Below are 13,356 nucleotides of genomic sequence, written 5' to 3' on the forward strand. Positions count from 1 at the left end.
CAAAACGCCGCCCCGAAGGGCGGCGTTTTGGCAAGGTTTCAGGCCTTACGAGGCGGCAAGATTGCGCAGCACATAATGCAGCACACCACCGTTTTCGACATATTCAATTTCGATCGCGGTATCGATGCGGCACTTGATGCTGATCGTCTTCTTCGTGCCATCGGCATAGGTGATGGTGCAGGGCACCAGGCTCAGCGGTTTCAGATCACCCGCAAGGCCGGTGATTTCCACCGTCTCATTGCCGGTCAGGTTCAGCGACTTGCGGGTCATGCCTTCGGTGAACTCGAACGGAATGACGCCCATGCCGACCAGGTTCGACCGGTGGATCCGTTCAAACGATTCCGCCACCACGGCCTTCACACCCAGCAGAGCCGTGCCCTTCGCCGCCCAGTCGCGCGACGAGCCCGCGCCATATTCCACGCCGCCAAAGATCACCAGCGGCGTGCCGGCGGCCTGATGCGCCATCGAGGCATCAAAGATCGAGGTCTGCTGACCATCCGGCCCCTTGGTGTAACCGCCTTCAACGCCATCGAGCATCTCGTTCTTGATGCGGATGTTGGCGAAGGTGCCGCGCATCATCACCTCATGGTTGCCGCGACGGGCGCCATAAGAGTTGAAGTCGCGCGCGGCCACTTGCCGTTCGGTCAGATACTGGCCCGCCGGGGTGGTGGGTTTGAACGAACCTGCGGGCGAGATGTGGTCGGTGGTGATCATGTCACCAAGGATCGCAAGGATGCGCGCGCCCTTGATGTCGGAAATCACGCCCGGCGTTTTCGACATGCCGCGGAAATAGGGCGGATTCTGGATATAGGTCGAAGACGCGGGCCAGTCATAGGTCTGGCTGTCGGTGGTCTCGACCGCCTGCCATTTCTCATCGCCCTTGAACACGTCAGCGTATTTTTCCTGAAACGCCTTGCGGGTGACGGTCGCCTCAACCAGCTCGGCAACCTCTTGGTTGGTCGGCCAGATGTCCTTCAGATAGACCGGCTTGCCATCCTTGCCGGTGGCAATCGGGTCTTTGGTCAGGTCGATGTTCACATCGCCCGCCAGCGCATAGGCGACAACCAGCGGGGGCGAGGCGAGGTAGTTCGCCCGCACGTCGGGCGAGATACGCCCTTCAAAGTTGCGGTTGCCCGACAGGACGGCGGTGGCGACCAGATCATTGTCGTTGATCGCCTTGGAAATCGCCGGGTCGCCCAAGGGGCCAGAGTTGCCGATGCAGGTGGTGCAGCCGTAACCCACGAGGTTGAAGCCCACCGCGTCCAGATCTTCCTGCAACCCGGCGGCGTTCAGGTATTCGCCCACGACCTGCGATCCGGGGGCGAGCGAGGTTTTCACCCACGGCTTTGCCTTAAGCCCCAGCGCACGCGCCTTGCGGGCGACCAGACCGGCCCCGATCATCACATAGGGGTTCGAGGTGTTGGTGCAGGAGGTGATGGCCGCGATCACCACCGAGCCGTCGCGGATGGTGTAATCCTTGCCTTCAACGGCTGCGGTCTTGCGGGCATCCTTGGGCGGGGCGATGACGCCGCCGCCCTGATCGGCCATCTCATTGGCCGCAAGCGAGACGTCCATGCCGCGATATTCGGCCACGGTTTTATAGAAGCTGCGGGCGGCAAGGTTCAGGGGCGTATAGTCCTGCGGGCGTTTCGGGCCGGAAATCGCCGGAACGATCTCGCCCATGTCGAGTTCAAGCGTCGAGGTATAGACGGGCGAGTAATCCGCCCCGCGCCACATGCCGTTGGCCTTGGCATAGGCCTCGACCAGCGCGATCCGCGATTCCTCACGCCCCGTGTTGCGCAGATAGCGCAGGGTTTCGCCGTCGATCGGGAAGAAACCGCAGGTGGCGCCGTATTCCGGGGCCATGTTGGCGATGGTCGCCCGGTCGGCCAGCGGCAGGTGATCCAGCCCTTCGCCGTAGAATTCAACGAACTTGTTCACCACGCCGTGCTTGCGCAGCATCTGCACGACCTTCAGCACCAGGTCGGTCGCCGTGGTGCCTTCCATCATCTTGCCGGTCAGCTTGAAGCCGACCACCTCTGGAATCAGCATGGAAACCGGCTGGCCAAGCATCGCCGCCTCAGCCTCGATCCCGCCGACGCCCCAGCCCAGAACGGCCAGGCCGTTGACCATGGTGGTGTGGCTGTCGGTGCCGACCAGCGTATCCGGGTAGGCCACGACATCGCCGTTCTGGTCGGTATCGGTCCATACCGTCTGTGCCAGATATTCCAGGTTCACCTGATGGCAGATGCCGGTGCCGGGGGGCACGACGCGGAAATTGTTGAACGCCTTTTGCCCCCATTTCAGAAAGACATAGCGTTCGATGTTGCGCTCATACTCGCGCTCCACATTGGCTTGGAAGGCACGCGGGCTGCCGAATTCGTCGATCATGACCGAGTGGTCGATCACAAGGTCAACCGGGTTCAGCGGGTTGATCTTTTGCACATCGCCACCAAGGCCAGCGATGCCGTCACGCATGGCGGCAAGGTCAACCACGGCGGGAACGCCGGTGAAATCCTGCATCAGCACGCGGGCGGGGCGATAGGCGATTTCGATGGGGTTCTTGCCACCCAGCTTGGCCCAGTCGGAAAACGCCTTGATGTCGTCAACCTTGACGGTCTTGCCGTCCTCGAAACGCAGCATGTTTTCCAGCACCACCTTCAACGAGGCGGGCAGCTTGGAAAACTCGCCCAGACCAGCCGCTTCGGCGGCGGGGATCGAATAGTAAGAAACGGTCTGGCCACCCGCGCTCAGGGTCTTGCGGGTCTTCTGGCTATCGTGTCCGACGGTAACGGTCATGCGGGCCTCCTCATGGCTGGCGTCTTGCGGGGGTTGTGCCCAAGAGGGCAGGCCCTTGCAAGGGAATCATCTGCACTTGCCGGCATTGTATGCAATTGTATGCCGATTTTCCAGCCCTCAATTCCGTGACTGCATCAGGAACAGGCACTCGCAAAACCTTGATTGGCATGTGCGGGGGCAGTTTTGTAGAACCAAGGTAAGACTTGGGGATCGGAACCACACCATGATGCGACAGATTGTCAGTGCCGCCTGCGGCCTGTGGCTGTGTCAGGCCGGGCAAGTCGTGGCGCAAAGCCAGACCGGCGTGGTGGTAGAGCTTTACACATCGCAAGGCTGTTCGTCCTGTCCGCCCGCCGACCAGGTGTTCGAGCAACTGGTCAACCAACCCGGCGTGATTCCCCTGGCGCTGCATGTTGATTACTGGGACTACATCGGCTGGCAGGATACCTTTGGCAACGCCCGCTTTACCGACCGGCAAAAGGCCTATGCCCGCGCCTCGGGAGAGCGGATGATCTATACGCCGCAAATGATCATCTCTGGCCAAGAGCGTATCGTCGGCAGCGAGGCGCAAGAACTGGCCACAGCGATTGCCCGGCAACTGGCGGTGCAACCGGCGGTCAAGCTGACCATCGAACGCATGGGCGACCGTGTGATGATTCGCGCCGCCGCCAACCCGCCCCTGCCGCAAGCGGTTGTGGTGCAGCTTGTGCGCTATCAGCCGCAACAGACGGTCGAGATCGAGGGCGGCGAAAATCAGGGCCAGATTGTCACCTATTCCAACATCGTGACCGACTGGCAGCGACTGGGCGAATGGCCCGGCAAAGCCCCGCTGGAGGTAGAGGCCGAGGCGCCGGGGCCAAGCCCCGTGGTTGTGATCCTGCAAAATCAGGGGCCGTCGAACATCGTGGCGGCGGCGTCGCTTAAATAGGCTTCGGGCCCGGTTATCTCACGCCCGGTCATCCTTGGCACTACCCATCACCACATAGGTCGTGATCGAGCGGACCTGCGGCAGCACGCCCAGCATTTCGGTATGCCAGTGCTTGTAGGCCGCAAGATCCTCCACCTCGACCCGCAGCAGATATTCCACCGTGCCGGTGATGTTGTGACACTCGCGCACCTGCGATGCGCGCGACACCGCGCGTTCAAACGATTCCTGCCCCGCCTTGGTGTGGTCGTTCAACCCCACCGCCACATAGGCGACAAAGCCGATGCCGCGCTTTTCGGGGTCCAGCACCGCGCGATAACCTTTGATCAGGCCCGACCGCTCCATCTCTTGCACCCGGCGCAGGCAGGTTGAGGGGGACAGGCCGACCTTTTCGGCCAGCTCCAGATTCGGAATCCGGCCGTTGCGGGACAGCTCCTGCAATATGTGTTCATTGATGGCATCAAGTTTGGTCATAGATTGCAGATATACCTTTCTATCTGCAATATTTGCAATCCTTCGCCACATCGCGTGCTGCATGATTGCGGTATGAATACCGAAATCCTCTTCGCGCTTTTGTCTTTTGCCTTCGTCACCTCGGTCACGCCGGGGCCGAACAACCTGATGCTGATGGCTTCGGGGGCCAATTTTGGCATCCGCCGCACGATTCCGCATATGCTGGGCATTTCGGTCGGCTTTGCCGTCTTGGCCTGTGCGACGGGTTTGGGCCTTGCCGGGGTGCTGCATGCCTGGCCGCCGGGGATGCTGGCGCTGAAGGTGGCGGCGGTCGGTTATATGCTATGGCTGGCTTGGAAAATTGCAGGCTCGGCTGCGCCGGGGCAGGGCAGGGCGGGCGCGCGCCCGATGACCTTTCTGCAAGCGGCAGCCTTTCAATGGGTCAACCCCAAGGCTTGGGCCATGGCCCTTGGGGCGATTGCGGTCTATGCGCCCGACGGGCGGCTGGCGCAGATCGGCTGGGTGGCGGGCATCTTTGCCCTGGTCAACCTGCCGACCGTCAGCCTCTGGGCTTGGGCGGGCGAGGCGCTGCGCACCCTATTGTCCGACCCGCGTCGCCTGCGCCTTTTCAACGGAGTCATGGCGCTGGCGCTGGTCGCCTCGCTCTGGCCGGTGCTGAAAATGTAAGGTGCCCCGTTACTTGACCCGCGTCCAGGTGCCGCCATCGCGGCAGATGCCGAACACACAGCCCCGCACAGCCAGCGCATTGCCCGACAGCGTCATGTCCGACGAATAGGTCTTGTCGCGGTCGGGCGACCAGATCTTGCCGTCGTCATAAACCCCGTCGGGGTAGGCCACCATGTCCCAGACGATCTTTTTGCCGACATTGGGGCTGTCGATCTCTTTGCCCGTCTCGTCAAAGGCCTTGATCAGCGTGCCGCAGAACGCCGGGCCGCAGGGCTTGATCTGGACATAGCCAAACTTGCCATTGTCATCAGGCTTGGTCTTCCACACCCCTTCAACCGGATCTGCAAACGCCGCCCCGGCAGTGACCGACAGCACGGCGGCCAAAATCAGCTTTTTCATCGCGGGTTCCTCCTCCCAATTCCTCGGGCGATCATCGGGCAGGCGGGGGCTTGCGATCAAGCCTGACGTCGGGTCGCGCCCTTGGCAAAGCGCCGATCCCGTGCCAAAGGGGGCGCGACCAGTGCCAGCGAGGGCCCCGATGATCCTGTATCCCGCGATCGACCTGAAAGACGGTCAATGCGTGCGACTGTTGCGCGGAGAAATGTCGGCGGCCACCGTCTTTGGCGATGACCCGGCGGCCCAGGCGCTGAAGTTTCAGGATGCGGGCTGCGAATGGCTGCATCTGGTGGACCTCAACGGTGCCTTCGCCGGGCAGCCGGTCAACGCGGCGGCGGTCGAGGGCATCTTGGCGGCCGTCAAGGTGCCCGCGCAACTGGGCGGCGGTATCCGCGATATGGCGACCATCGCGATGTGGCTGGAAAAGGGCCTGTCGCGCGTAATCCTAGGCACCGTAGCGGTGGAAAACCCCGCGCTGGTCCGCGAAGCGGCCAAGGCTTTCCCCGGCAAGGTTGCCGTCGGCATCGACGCCCGCAAAGGCTTTGTCGCCACCAAGGGCTGGGCCACCGAAACCACCGTGCAGGCGACCGACCTTGCCCGCAGCTTTGAAGACGCCGGTGTGGCCGCCATCATCTATACCGACATCGACCGCGACGGCGCGATGCAGGGCCCCAACATCGAGGCGACCGAGGCCCTTGCCCGCGCCGTGACCATTCCCGTCATCGCCAGCGGCGGCGTGTCCCGCATGGAAGACCTGATCGCGCTACGCGATACCGGCGTGATCGCTGGCGCCATCTCGGGCCGGGCGCTCTATGACGGGGCGATTGATCTGACCGGCGCCCTGCACGCTCTGCGCTCCTGACTTCCTCTTGGCAAAAATACTCTGGGGGTCCAAGGGGGCAACGCCCCCTTTCCCCGCCAGCCCCAAGGCGCTAGGTTTCCCCCATGCTGAAAACCCGCATCATCCCCTGCCTTGATGTCGCCGATGGCCGCGTGGTCAAGGGCGTAAACTTCGTCAACCTGATCGATGCGGGCGACCCGGTCGAGGCCGCCAAGGCCTATGACGCAGCGGGCGCGGATGAGCTGACCTTTCTTGACATCCACGCCACCCATGAAAACCGCGGCACGATGTTTGACCTCGTGACCCGCACGGCCGAGCAATGCTTCATGCCGCTGACAGTGGGGGGCGGGGTGCGCACACATCACGACGTGCGCGCGCTGCTGCTGGCCGGGGCGGACAAGGTGTCGTTCAACTCCGCCGCCGTAGCCAACCCCGATGTCGTGGCCGAGGCGGCGGATCGTTTCGGCAGCCAGTGTATCGTCGTGGCGATTGACGCGAAAACTGTCGCCCCCGGCAAGTGGGAGATTTTCACCCACGGTGGCCGCAAATCTACCGGCATCGACGCGGTGGAGTTCGCCCGTCTGGTGGCCGCCAAGGGCGCAGGAGAGATTCTGCTGACCAGCATGGATCGCGACGGCACCAAGGGCGGCTACAACTTGCCCCTGACCCGCGCGATTGCCGATGCCGTGGATATTCCGGTGATCGCCAGCGGCGGTGTCGGCACACTCGATCACCTTGTCGAGGGCGTTACCGAAGGCCACGCAAGCGCGGTGCTGGCGGCTTCGATCTTCCACTTCGGCACCTTTACCATCAGCGAAGCCAAAGCCCACATGGCCGCCGCCGGCATTCCGATGAGGTTGTGATGGATACACTTTCCCGCCTTTACACCACCATCGCCAGCCGCAAGGGCGCAGACCCGGATACCAGTTGGACCGCCAAGCTGTTCGCCAAAGGCCCCGAGAAATGTGCCGAGAAATTCGGTGAGGAAGCCATCGAGGCGATCATCGAGGCGGTCAAGGGTGACCGGGACAAGTTGACCACCGAGGCGGCGGATGTGCTGTACCATCTGCTCGTCATGCTCGCCGCGCGCGACGTGACGCTGGATCAGGTTCTGGCGGAACTCGACCGCCGCGAAGGGGTGTCAGGCATCGCCGAAAAGGCAGGTCGCGGGTAACATCGGGGCCAACGTCCGCAGCGATCAGGCCTGGCTGTGTGAACCTGCCAGTATTACGCAGATTTGATGGTTGGTGTTAGGCAGGGTACGCGCTTAAGACTGCGGCGCTTTGCCAAGATTGACGGAAAAGCACAGATCAACGGAAGTTACCTCTCCAGCGCGCCCCGCTAGCCTGGAAGTCCTGCGCATTGTTGGGTGGTAAGTTCTGTGTTTCGCCAATTTTCCCAATGAAGTCAGGGATATTTGGCTCCGGCGGTAGGCGAGCTTGGGATTAATCAAACTCGGCAGATCGCCGGATATTCTTTTATATATCAAGTCCTTGCGTGGACCTTTGGCCGACCCGGTGGTCAGGCGTGTGTGCCTGACGTGGTGGATTTGTGTGCCTAGATTAAGCCGAACACCGGCGGACGACAACCTATCTGGCAGTGTTTCAGCGAGGCTCTAGGCCACCCGGAATGAAGTATACTGATCCAGAGTCACCGTTGTAAGGAATCCCTGCCGCTTGAAAGAGTGAAGGAAGGTAGTTTGGCGCAAAGGGCATCCCTCGTTGGAGCTCTTTCCACATTGATCGCCCTAGAAACCGCAATTCTGGCATGTTTATTGCTCTGGCCGAGTGCAGCAGGATCATAAGACCGGCAGCACCAACGGGATTTCCTTCCTTTTGCGCTTCTCGGATCAATCGGTTCAGTTCCATTGGGAAGAAATCACAGCCCTCTGCATCGCGCACCTCGCCCAAGTCGAACGCTCCCGATGGCACAACTCCATGCTGATTCAGAAAGAAACGATAGAATGTTGCCGATGCGATCAGGAGGCCGAGGTCGTCGTCATCTGCGCCCTTTAGCATTGCTATTTGACGTTCTATGTCTTCAGTGGCTGCTTTCGCTGAAGAAATTTCTACCTTGCGTTTGATCCAGCCAAGCATTGTTTTCCCCGTGTAAGTGCTCTGCGAGCAGTGATCTCCTGCCACCTCTGCCGTAATGTGAAGGAGGCTTTCCACAACTATCTAAGCAGTTGTCAGACTTACGCCGAAAATTGCCACAAAAATTTGAGCGGCTGACCTAGACAGGTGTGGCCGCGCGATACCCCCCGTGGGCCTTCTTCACCGCACCCGCCGGACACCGATAGGCTTTCCTGCCGTGACCTTCTCCCGCGCTGGCTGATCGCTGGCCGCGTCCTGATCTGGTGCGCGATGGATGATCGCTAGGGTATACCTCAGGGGCCACGCCATGAGGCCGCTAGATCGGTGGCCGTTGACTGTTGACAGGACTCTGCGGCCACTCTATCAAGGGCCATGACCTCAGAAGCCACAGGGAATGTCATGGCAACGATCCTCTACGCCCGCGTCTCCACGACCGAACAGAACCTTGCCCACCAGAGGGCCCAAGCCGAAGCGGCGGGCATCGTCATAGATGACATGGTGGCAGACCACGGGGTCTCCGGGGTCAGCACGACCCTTGCAGAGCGCCCGGAAGGCAAGCGCCTCAATGACATGCTGCGGCGGGGCGATGTGCTGGTGGTGCGCTGGGTGGACAGGCTAGGGCGGAACTATCAGGACGTGACGGACACGATCCGGCACTTCATGCGGAAGGGCGTGGTCATCCGCACCGTGATCAATGGGCTGACCTTTGACGGGGCCACGACAGACCCCATGCAAGCTGCCGTAAGGGATGCCCTGATCGCCTTTATGGCGGCCACCGCACAGGCACAGGCCGAGGCCATCAAAGAGGCCCAGAAGGCGGGCATAGCGGCGGCACGGGAGAGTATCACGGCCTACCGGGGCCGGAAGCCCAGCTACGACGGGGAGACGCTGGCAGAGGTCCTAGAGCGCCACCGCAACGGGGCAGGGGCATTGACCATCGCAAAGGAACTGGGCCTATCCAGAGGCGCTGTCAGGCGCATGGTGGAGGACCCCGAGGCGGCACAGGCTGCCCTCGCCCGGTGGACCAAGGAGGGGGTGTGAGCGATGGTTCAGATGATCGTAGAGGGGTTCTGCTGGGCGGCCATGGGCGGCATGGTTGTCAGTTCCGCGCTGTCCGTGTGGTTCACCTACTTCCGGTAGTTTTTCAATAGGTCAGCATTGCTGACTCTTTGTTTGCGCCTATCTGTCTTTGTCCATGTCGGGGTCCGCCCCGTGAAGGCTTCTAGGGCTCCGTCGCGGCGGGGCCTTTCGCCATGCCCACCACAATGACCACCAAATCCTGCAACTTCTGCCTGACCCCTCTGACACCCTCAGCGGCCCCTTTCGTGTGCCCGGTGTGCGGAGCCCGATACTTCCCCCTCCCCATCAAGTGATCTGACAAGGAACTGACCATGACCAGCAAGAGCTTCGATCTCGAAACCTTCACCTTCAACGGAAAGATGCTGCGGGCTGTCACGCTTGACGGCAAGCTGTGGTTCCCGTCGCAGGACGTGGGGCGCATCCTCGACTACCACCGCGACGGCATCTCCACCTGCATCCGCGCGGCTACCGGGGAGGGGGAGACGCACATCCTCCGGCACAGCGAGGCGTCCAAGGAACTTCAAGGGACGCTCTTTCCGGGATCGAACCGCCGCATCCTACTGGTGAGCGAACCCGGTCTCTACAAATTCGTCCTCCGCGCCCAACGGTCCAACCCCGCCGCCCGTGACTTCCAAGACTGGGTGACGCAGGAAGTCATGCCCCGCATCCGCAAGCATGGTGGATGCCCCTTGGAAGTTACAAGGGCCTCCTGTTCTCGGACACATCCTCAATTTGAGGACTTGTTCCCCCAAGGGCGGGGGCGTCAAACACCTGAACTGCGGTGGTTTGGCATCTCCAAGTCCAACCGCGCGGCTACCGGGAAAATTTCTTCGCCCCACTTCTGGGCCCACGTCTGAGCCCGTCCCGATGCCGCAGCACGATTTCCTGAGTCGAGCCAGCGGCTTACGGAATCCGGGATAGACCCACATTTTGGACTGTCTTCATAGGCCCATAAATGGGACTATTCTTTTTTGTTTGCAATGAGTTGAGAGGTAATCCTAGACAGGCACATTCACTGTCACAGAAGGATCACGACATGACGCAGAAGAACCCCACGACCGCCTTCGACCCCACCTTGGGCGCTATCCACGATCTGACCATCGCCAGCGAGTTCCTGATGGTCGCGCTGCGGGCCATCACCGCGACGCAGCGGGTAAATGACCGTCAGGCGCAGGAGGCAATCTCCCTGACGCTCCGCAAGCTCCGGCCCCTGATGGTCGCCTAAGGGCCGTTGTGGTGCGCCTCCGGGGTCATCCTCGGGGGCCGTCCGATTGCCCCTCAGCATTGGACTGAGCAAGTCCGTTCATCCCACCTCAACCCGGTTTGCGTCCGCATCCACGGGCTGACCCTGCATGTCCAAACGAAAGGACCACCATGAACGACATGAACCCCCTCCGCCCGGCGCTGGCCGACACGACCATGACCACCGAACGCGATGACCAGCCCACCATGGGCCAGACTCGCATTGAGATTTACACCGATGGCTCCAGCATCGGGAATCCCGGCCCCGGTGGCTATGGGATCGTCACGCTGCGGCTGGATGCTGACGGCACGATCCTCAAGCACCGGAAGCGCAAAGGCAGCGAACCGACGCCGACCACGAACATCCGCATGGAGATGACCGCCTCCTGTGTCGCCCTCGAAAGCCTTGGGTTTCCCACCGCCGAGCCCATCACCGTCTATTGCGACCTCGACCTGATTCCGAAGGCCATGAACGAATGGCTGGCGAAGTGGCGGGCGAACGGATGGAAGAAGGGCAGCGGCAAAGCTCCCGAGAACCGCGACCTCTGGGACCGCCTTGAACGGGCCGCAGAAGGGCGCAAGGTGACGTTCGCGTGGGTGCGTGGTCACAACGGGGCCGAACACAACGAACTGGCCGACAAGCTGGCCTATGCCGGGGCGCGAGAAGCCGAAGGGGTTTTCCTGCCAGATGGGGCGGCGAACAAGGCTTGAACCCGTTTGCGTCGGGCGGGTAATATTCTGGCATGTTCGCGCATCCTGAGTGCCCGACCATCGGCCCCGAGGCTCATGTCTCCGTGCCGCCCGCTGAACCCGTTGTCGAAACCCTTAACCCGCACCTCATCTGCCCAAAGTGTGCCGAGGCATTCCAGCCGAAGCGCAAGAACCAGAGGTTCTGTTGTCGTCAATGCCAGAAGGCGGAGACGAACAATCAGGCCCGAGGGTCGCAAGCGATAGCCCAGAGCGGGGAAGCGAAGCGCCGCCACGAGGTCCGCAAGGGCCGCATCAGGGGCCTTTCCCACGCCCTCTACGAGACTCCACCGACCTACCGGGCCGAGTTTCTGGAGAGGCTGATAGCCGAGGCCCGAGGCAATGCGGAGCTACGAAGCCTGACCACAGATCGCTACTTTCTGCGAAGCTGGGACAGGGACGAGGGAACAGGTCGGCTTCATGTCGCCCATGTCCTCGACCACTACTGCCGTGAAGTCTACGGTCTCCGGTCCTTCGAGGTGCTGAACCCCGAAGCGGAACTGCCCGACGCAGATATTCTCGCTTTCCCGGCAGAGTATTTCGGGCCGGACGCGCAGCCGATCTACGAGGACGGCAGCCTGAAACGGCGACAGTGAAAGCATCGGCGGGGGCGGGTGAAAATCCGCCCTCTGCCACTATAAAGAGACCCCCAAGGTGTATATGGGCCCGTTCCGGTGCCCTGTCGGTGTCCTTGTCAGTGAGCCCACGTCTACGCTCTCCCCGACCACATCCCGAGGTAGCAGCCCCGGTAGGCTATTCTCAGGAGACGCCCCGACGATCCTGCACCCCACGGTGCCCACTATGGCCACGTTACAGTCCACCCTGACCGGGCCCATAAGGGATGCCTAAAGTGCGCGGATACAGGCCAAAATCGTAATCGCTTTCCTCTGGGTCTTCCTCGTGGGGGCCGCCTCGGACCTCCTACATGAGCTACTATCAGCACGTCTGCGCGCGCCAGGGTGGCCCTCTCCATATTTGGGTCGGGATGGGCCGATCACCCCGGAAGACTGAAATCTTCCAGGGCCGAAAGGAGACGGTGGTCCACCAATAGGACGTGCTGTAGGTTGATCTTCAACCGCTTATTTTTTGGAGGGACCTCTTATGGTGCGTTACTGGTGGGTTAATCAAAATCAAACTTATAAGGCAGAGGTTGGTGGCGGCTACATGTGGTCACCGAAACGAAATAGAGACAATGGCTTCAACGAGTTCTATCAGAACATGACCAAACTCTCCTCGGGTGATCTCGTATTCTCCTTTGCAGACACCTTCATCAAGGCGGTCGGGAAAGTCTCGGCACGAGCCCGCTCGGCTGAAAGGCCCAAAGAGTTTGGGAACGTCGGGAATGCATGGGATGTTGACGGCTGGTTGGCGCAAGTTGCTTACGAAGTGCTGGACGAACCCATCAGGCCTAGGGACCACATGGACATACTGGCCCCCCATCTACCCAATCGATACTCGCCAATCCGTCCCGATGGTCGCGGAAACCAAGTTTACCTTGCCGAAATCTCAGAATCTATGGCTGACAAGCTGGCATCATTGATCGGCCGACGACTGGACGAAATGTCCGAAGACAGCCAAAGTCGTGAAATTCAAAATCGAACTGATATTGGCGCCACAGAGAAGTATCAACTTGTGCTCTCACGACTTGGCCAGGGTCGATATCGATCGAATCTTGAGCGATTTGAAAATAGATGCCGCATTACCGGCATCACTGATCGCAGGTTTTTGACAGCGAGCCACATTAAACCATGGTCTAGGAGCACCGACTCCGAAAAACTAGATGGGAACAATGGATTGCTCCTCTCTCCGCACATAGATCGCCTGTTCGATCGCGGCTACATTTCTTTTGAGAACGATGGTGCACCTATTCTTAGCTCAGTGCTTCCAAGTGATGTTTCTTCGGCATGGCGCCTATCGGAAGGAATCGAGAAAAAACTCCTCAATGAGCAGCAGTCAAGCTACATGGATTATCATAGAGAAAATATCTTCCGGGGTCGTAAATTTTAAATATGATCGAGCGCGATATCTGAAGTCACGCGGGGTGCGGGATGACTGGATGCGCATCAGTGCGATTTGATCAGTGAAAAGAATTG

General features: G+C 60.7%; 15 protein-coding genes. 11 read left to right on the plus strand and 4 right to left on the minus strand.

From position 1 onward, the window contains the following. Positions 1-45: 45 nt before the first annotated feature. Positions 46-2,799 (minus strand): aconitate hydratase AcnA, encoded by a 2,754-nt coding sequence (acnA, locus tag JI744_RS07395; RefSeq protein ID WP_202659053.1) that lies wholly within the window; start codon positions 2,797-2,799, stop codon positions 46-48. 226 nt (positions 2,800-3,025) lie between these two features. Here acnA and JI744_RS07400 point away from each other — a divergent pair, with 226 nt between their 5' ends. Next, a complete protein-coding gene (locus tag JI744_RS07400; RefSeq protein WP_202659402.1) occupies positions 3,026-3,727 on the plus strand; it encodes a DUF1223 domain-containing protein in 702 nt (233 codons plus the stop codon). Between the two features lie 18 nt (positions 3,728-3,745). On the opposite strand, the gene JI744_RS07405 is transcribed toward JI744_RS07400, so the two are convergent. Then, the gene (locus tag JI744_RS07405; RefSeq protein WP_202659054.1) at positions 3,746-4,198 is read right to left on the minus strand and encodes an Lrp/AsnC family transcriptional regulator; all 453 of its coding nucleotides are present in this window, start codon (positions 4,196-4,198) and stop codon (positions 3,746-3,748) included. A gap of 72 nt (positions 4,199-4,270) precedes the next feature. Here JI744_RS07405 and JI744_RS07410 point away from each other — a divergent pair, with 72 nt between their 5' ends. Beyond that, the gene (locus tag JI744_RS07410; RefSeq protein WP_202659055.1) at positions 4,271-4,864 is read left to right on the plus strand and encodes a LysE family translocator; all 594 of its coding nucleotides are present in this window, start codon (positions 4,271-4,273) and stop codon (positions 4,862-4,864) included. 9 nt (positions 4,865-4,873) lie between these two features. On the opposite strand, the gene JI744_RS07415 is transcribed toward JI744_RS07410, so the two are convergent. Next, the gene (locus JI744_RS07415; RefSeq protein WP_202659056.1) at positions 4,874-5,263 is read right to left on the minus strand and encodes a DUF2147 domain-containing protein; all 390 of its coding nucleotides are present in this window, start codon (positions 5,261-5,263) and stop codon (positions 4,874-4,876) included. A gap of 139 nt (positions 5,264-5,402) precedes the next feature. On the opposite strand from JI744_RS07415, the gene hisA reads away from it, so the two are divergent. The 3 genes from hisA (at position 5,403) to JI744_RS07430 (ending at position 7,275) form a co-directional block, all read left to right on the plus strand. Further along, positions 5,403-6,122 carry a 1-(5-phosphoribosyl)-5-[(5-phosphoribosylamino)methylideneamino]imidazole-4-carboxamide isomerase gene (gene hisA / locus JI744_RS07420; RefSeq protein WP_202659057.1) on the plus strand — a complete coding sequence of 240 codons (720 nt, stop codon included), beginning with the start codon at positions 5,403-5,405 and terminating at the stop codon, positions 6,120-6,122. Between the two features lie 83 nt (positions 6,123-6,205). Then, positions 6,206-6,964, plus strand: coding sequence for an imidazole glycerol phosphate synthase subunit HisF (gene hisF, locus JI744_RS07425; protein ID WP_202659058.1), 759 nt, complete (start codon positions 6,206-6,208; stop codon positions 6,962-6,964). Further along, positions 6,964-7,275 (plus strand): phosphoribosyl-ATP diphosphatase, encoded by a 312-nt coding sequence (locus JI744_RS07430; protein ID WP_202659059.1) that lies wholly within the window; start codon positions 6,964-6,966, stop codon positions 7,273-7,275. Before hisF ends, JI744_RS07430 begins: the two co-directional genes overlap by 1 nt. Before the next feature lie 430 nt (positions 7,276-7,705). Here the strand turns inward: JI744_RS07430 and JI744_RS07435 are convergent, their stop codons facing one another. Beyond that, positions 7,706-8,197, minus strand: a complete 492-nt coding sequence (locus tag JI744_RS07435) for a hypothetical protein (RefSeq protein ID WP_202659060.1) — start codon at positions 8,195-8,197, stop codon at positions 7,706-7,708. Between the two features lie 396 nt (positions 8,198-8,593). On the opposite strand from JI744_RS07435, the gene JI744_RS07440 reads away from it, so the two are divergent. From JI744_RS07440 to JI744_RS07465, 6 genes are all read left to right on the plus strand, one after another. Continuing rightward, on the plus strand, positions 8,594-9,235 hold the full coding sequence (locus tag JI744_RS07440) for a recombinase family protein (RefSeq protein ID WP_202659061.1): 642 nt from the start codon (positions 8,594-8,596) through the stop codon (positions 9,233-9,235). A 350-nt stretch (positions 9,236-9,585) separates the two neighbouring features. After that, the gene (locus JI744_RS07445; RefSeq protein ID WP_202659062.1) at positions 9,586-10,131 is read left to right on the plus strand and encodes a BRO-N domain-containing protein; all 546 of its coding nucleotides are present in this window, start codon (positions 9,586-9,588) and stop codon (positions 10,129-10,131) included. Positions 10,132-10,310: 179 nt separating this feature from the next. Next, complete coding sequence (locus JI744_RS07450) at positions 10,311-10,499, plus strand: hypothetical protein (RefSeq protein ID WP_202659063.1); 189 nt, start codon at positions 10,311-10,313, stop codon at positions 10,497-10,499. Between the two features lie 149 nt (positions 10,500-10,648). Continuing rightward, positions 10,649-11,227 (plus strand): ribonuclease H family protein, encoded by a 579-nt coding sequence (locus JI744_RS07455; RefSeq protein WP_202659064.1) that lies wholly within the window; start codon positions 10,649-10,651, stop codon positions 11,225-11,227. 32 nt (positions 11,228-11,259) lie between these two features. Next, the gene (locus JI744_RS07460; protein WP_202659065.1) at positions 11,260-11,859 is read left to right on the plus strand and encodes a hypothetical protein; all 600 of its coding nucleotides are present in this window, start codon (positions 11,260-11,262) and stop codon (positions 11,857-11,859) included. Positions 11,860-12,364: 505 nt separating this feature from the next. Continuing rightward, complete coding sequence (locus JI744_RS07465; RefSeq protein ID WP_202659066.1) at positions 12,365-13,270, plus strand: HNH endonuclease; 906 nt, start codon at positions 12,365-12,367, stop codon at positions 13,268-13,270. The last annotated feature ends 86 nt before the right edge of the window (positions 13,271-13,356 follow it).

Origin of the sequence: Fuscibacter oryzae (assembly GCF_016765795.1) — a bacterium.
In the GTDB taxonomy this organism is placed as follows: domain Bacteria; phylum Pseudomonadota; class Alphaproteobacteria; order Rhodobacterales; family Rhodobacteraceae; genus Fuscibacter; species Fuscibacter oryzae.

Excerpts from the sequence above, each read along its gene's own strand:
- JI744_RS07455 (WP_202659064.1), top strand. The coding sequence starts at position 10,649 with ATGAACGACATGAACCCCCTCCGCCCGGCGCTGGCCGACACGACCATG.
- hisA (WP_202659057.1), top strand. The coding sequence starts at position 5,403 with ATGATCCTGTATCCCGCGATCGACCTGAAAGACGGTCAATGCGTGCGA.
- JI744_RS07445 (WP_202659062.1), top strand. The coding sequence starts at position 9,586 with ATGACCAGCAAGAGCTTCGATCTCGAAACCTTCACCTTCAACGGAAAG.
- hisF (WP_202659058.1), top strand. The coding sequence starts at position 6,206 with ATGCTGAAAACCCGCATCATCCCCTGCCTTGATGTCGCCGATGGCCGC.
- JI744_RS07405 (WP_202659054.1), bottom strand. The coding sequence starts at position 4,198 with ATGACCAAACTTGATGCCATCAATGAACACATATTGCAGGAGCTGTCC.
- acnA (WP_202659053.1), bottom strand. The coding sequence starts at position 2,799 with ATGACCGTTACCGTCGGACACGATAGCCAGAAGACCCGCAAGACCCTG.
- JI744_RS07460 (WP_202659065.1), top strand. The coding sequence starts at position 11,260 with ATGTTCGCGCATCCTGAGTGCCCGACCATCGGCCCCGAGGCTCATGTC.
- JI744_RS07415 (WP_202659056.1), bottom strand. The coding sequence starts at position 5,263 with ATGAAAAAGCTGATTTTGGCCGCCGTGCTGTCGGTCACTGCCGGGGCG.
- JI744_RS07400 (WP_202659402.1), top strand. The coding sequence starts at position 3,026 with ATGCGACAGATTGTCAGTGCCGCCTGCGGCCTGTGGCTGTGTCAGGCC.
- JI744_RS07450 (WP_202659063.1), top strand. The coding sequence starts at position 10,311 with ATGACGCAGAAGAACCCCACGACCGCCTTCGACCCCACCTTGGGCGCT.
- JI744_RS07435 (WP_202659060.1), bottom strand. The coding sequence starts at position 8,197 with ATGCTTGGCTGGATCAAACGCAAGGTAGAAATTTCTTCAGCGAAAGCA.
- JI744_RS07440 (WP_202659061.1), top strand. The coding sequence starts at position 8,594 with ATGGCAACGATCCTCTACGCCCGCGTCTCCACGACCGAACAGAACCTT.
- JI744_RS07465 (WP_202659066.1), top strand. The coding sequence starts at position 12,365 with ATGGTGCGTTACTGGTGGGTTAATCAAAATCAAACTTATAAGGCAGAG.
- JI744_RS07410 (WP_202659055.1), top strand. The coding sequence starts at position 4,271 with ATGAATACCGAAATCCTCTTCGCGCTTTTGTCTTTTGCCTTCGTCACC.
- JI744_RS07430 (WP_202659059.1), top strand. The coding sequence starts at position 6,964 with ATGGATACACTTTCCCGCCTTTACACCACCATCGCCAGCCGCAAGGGC.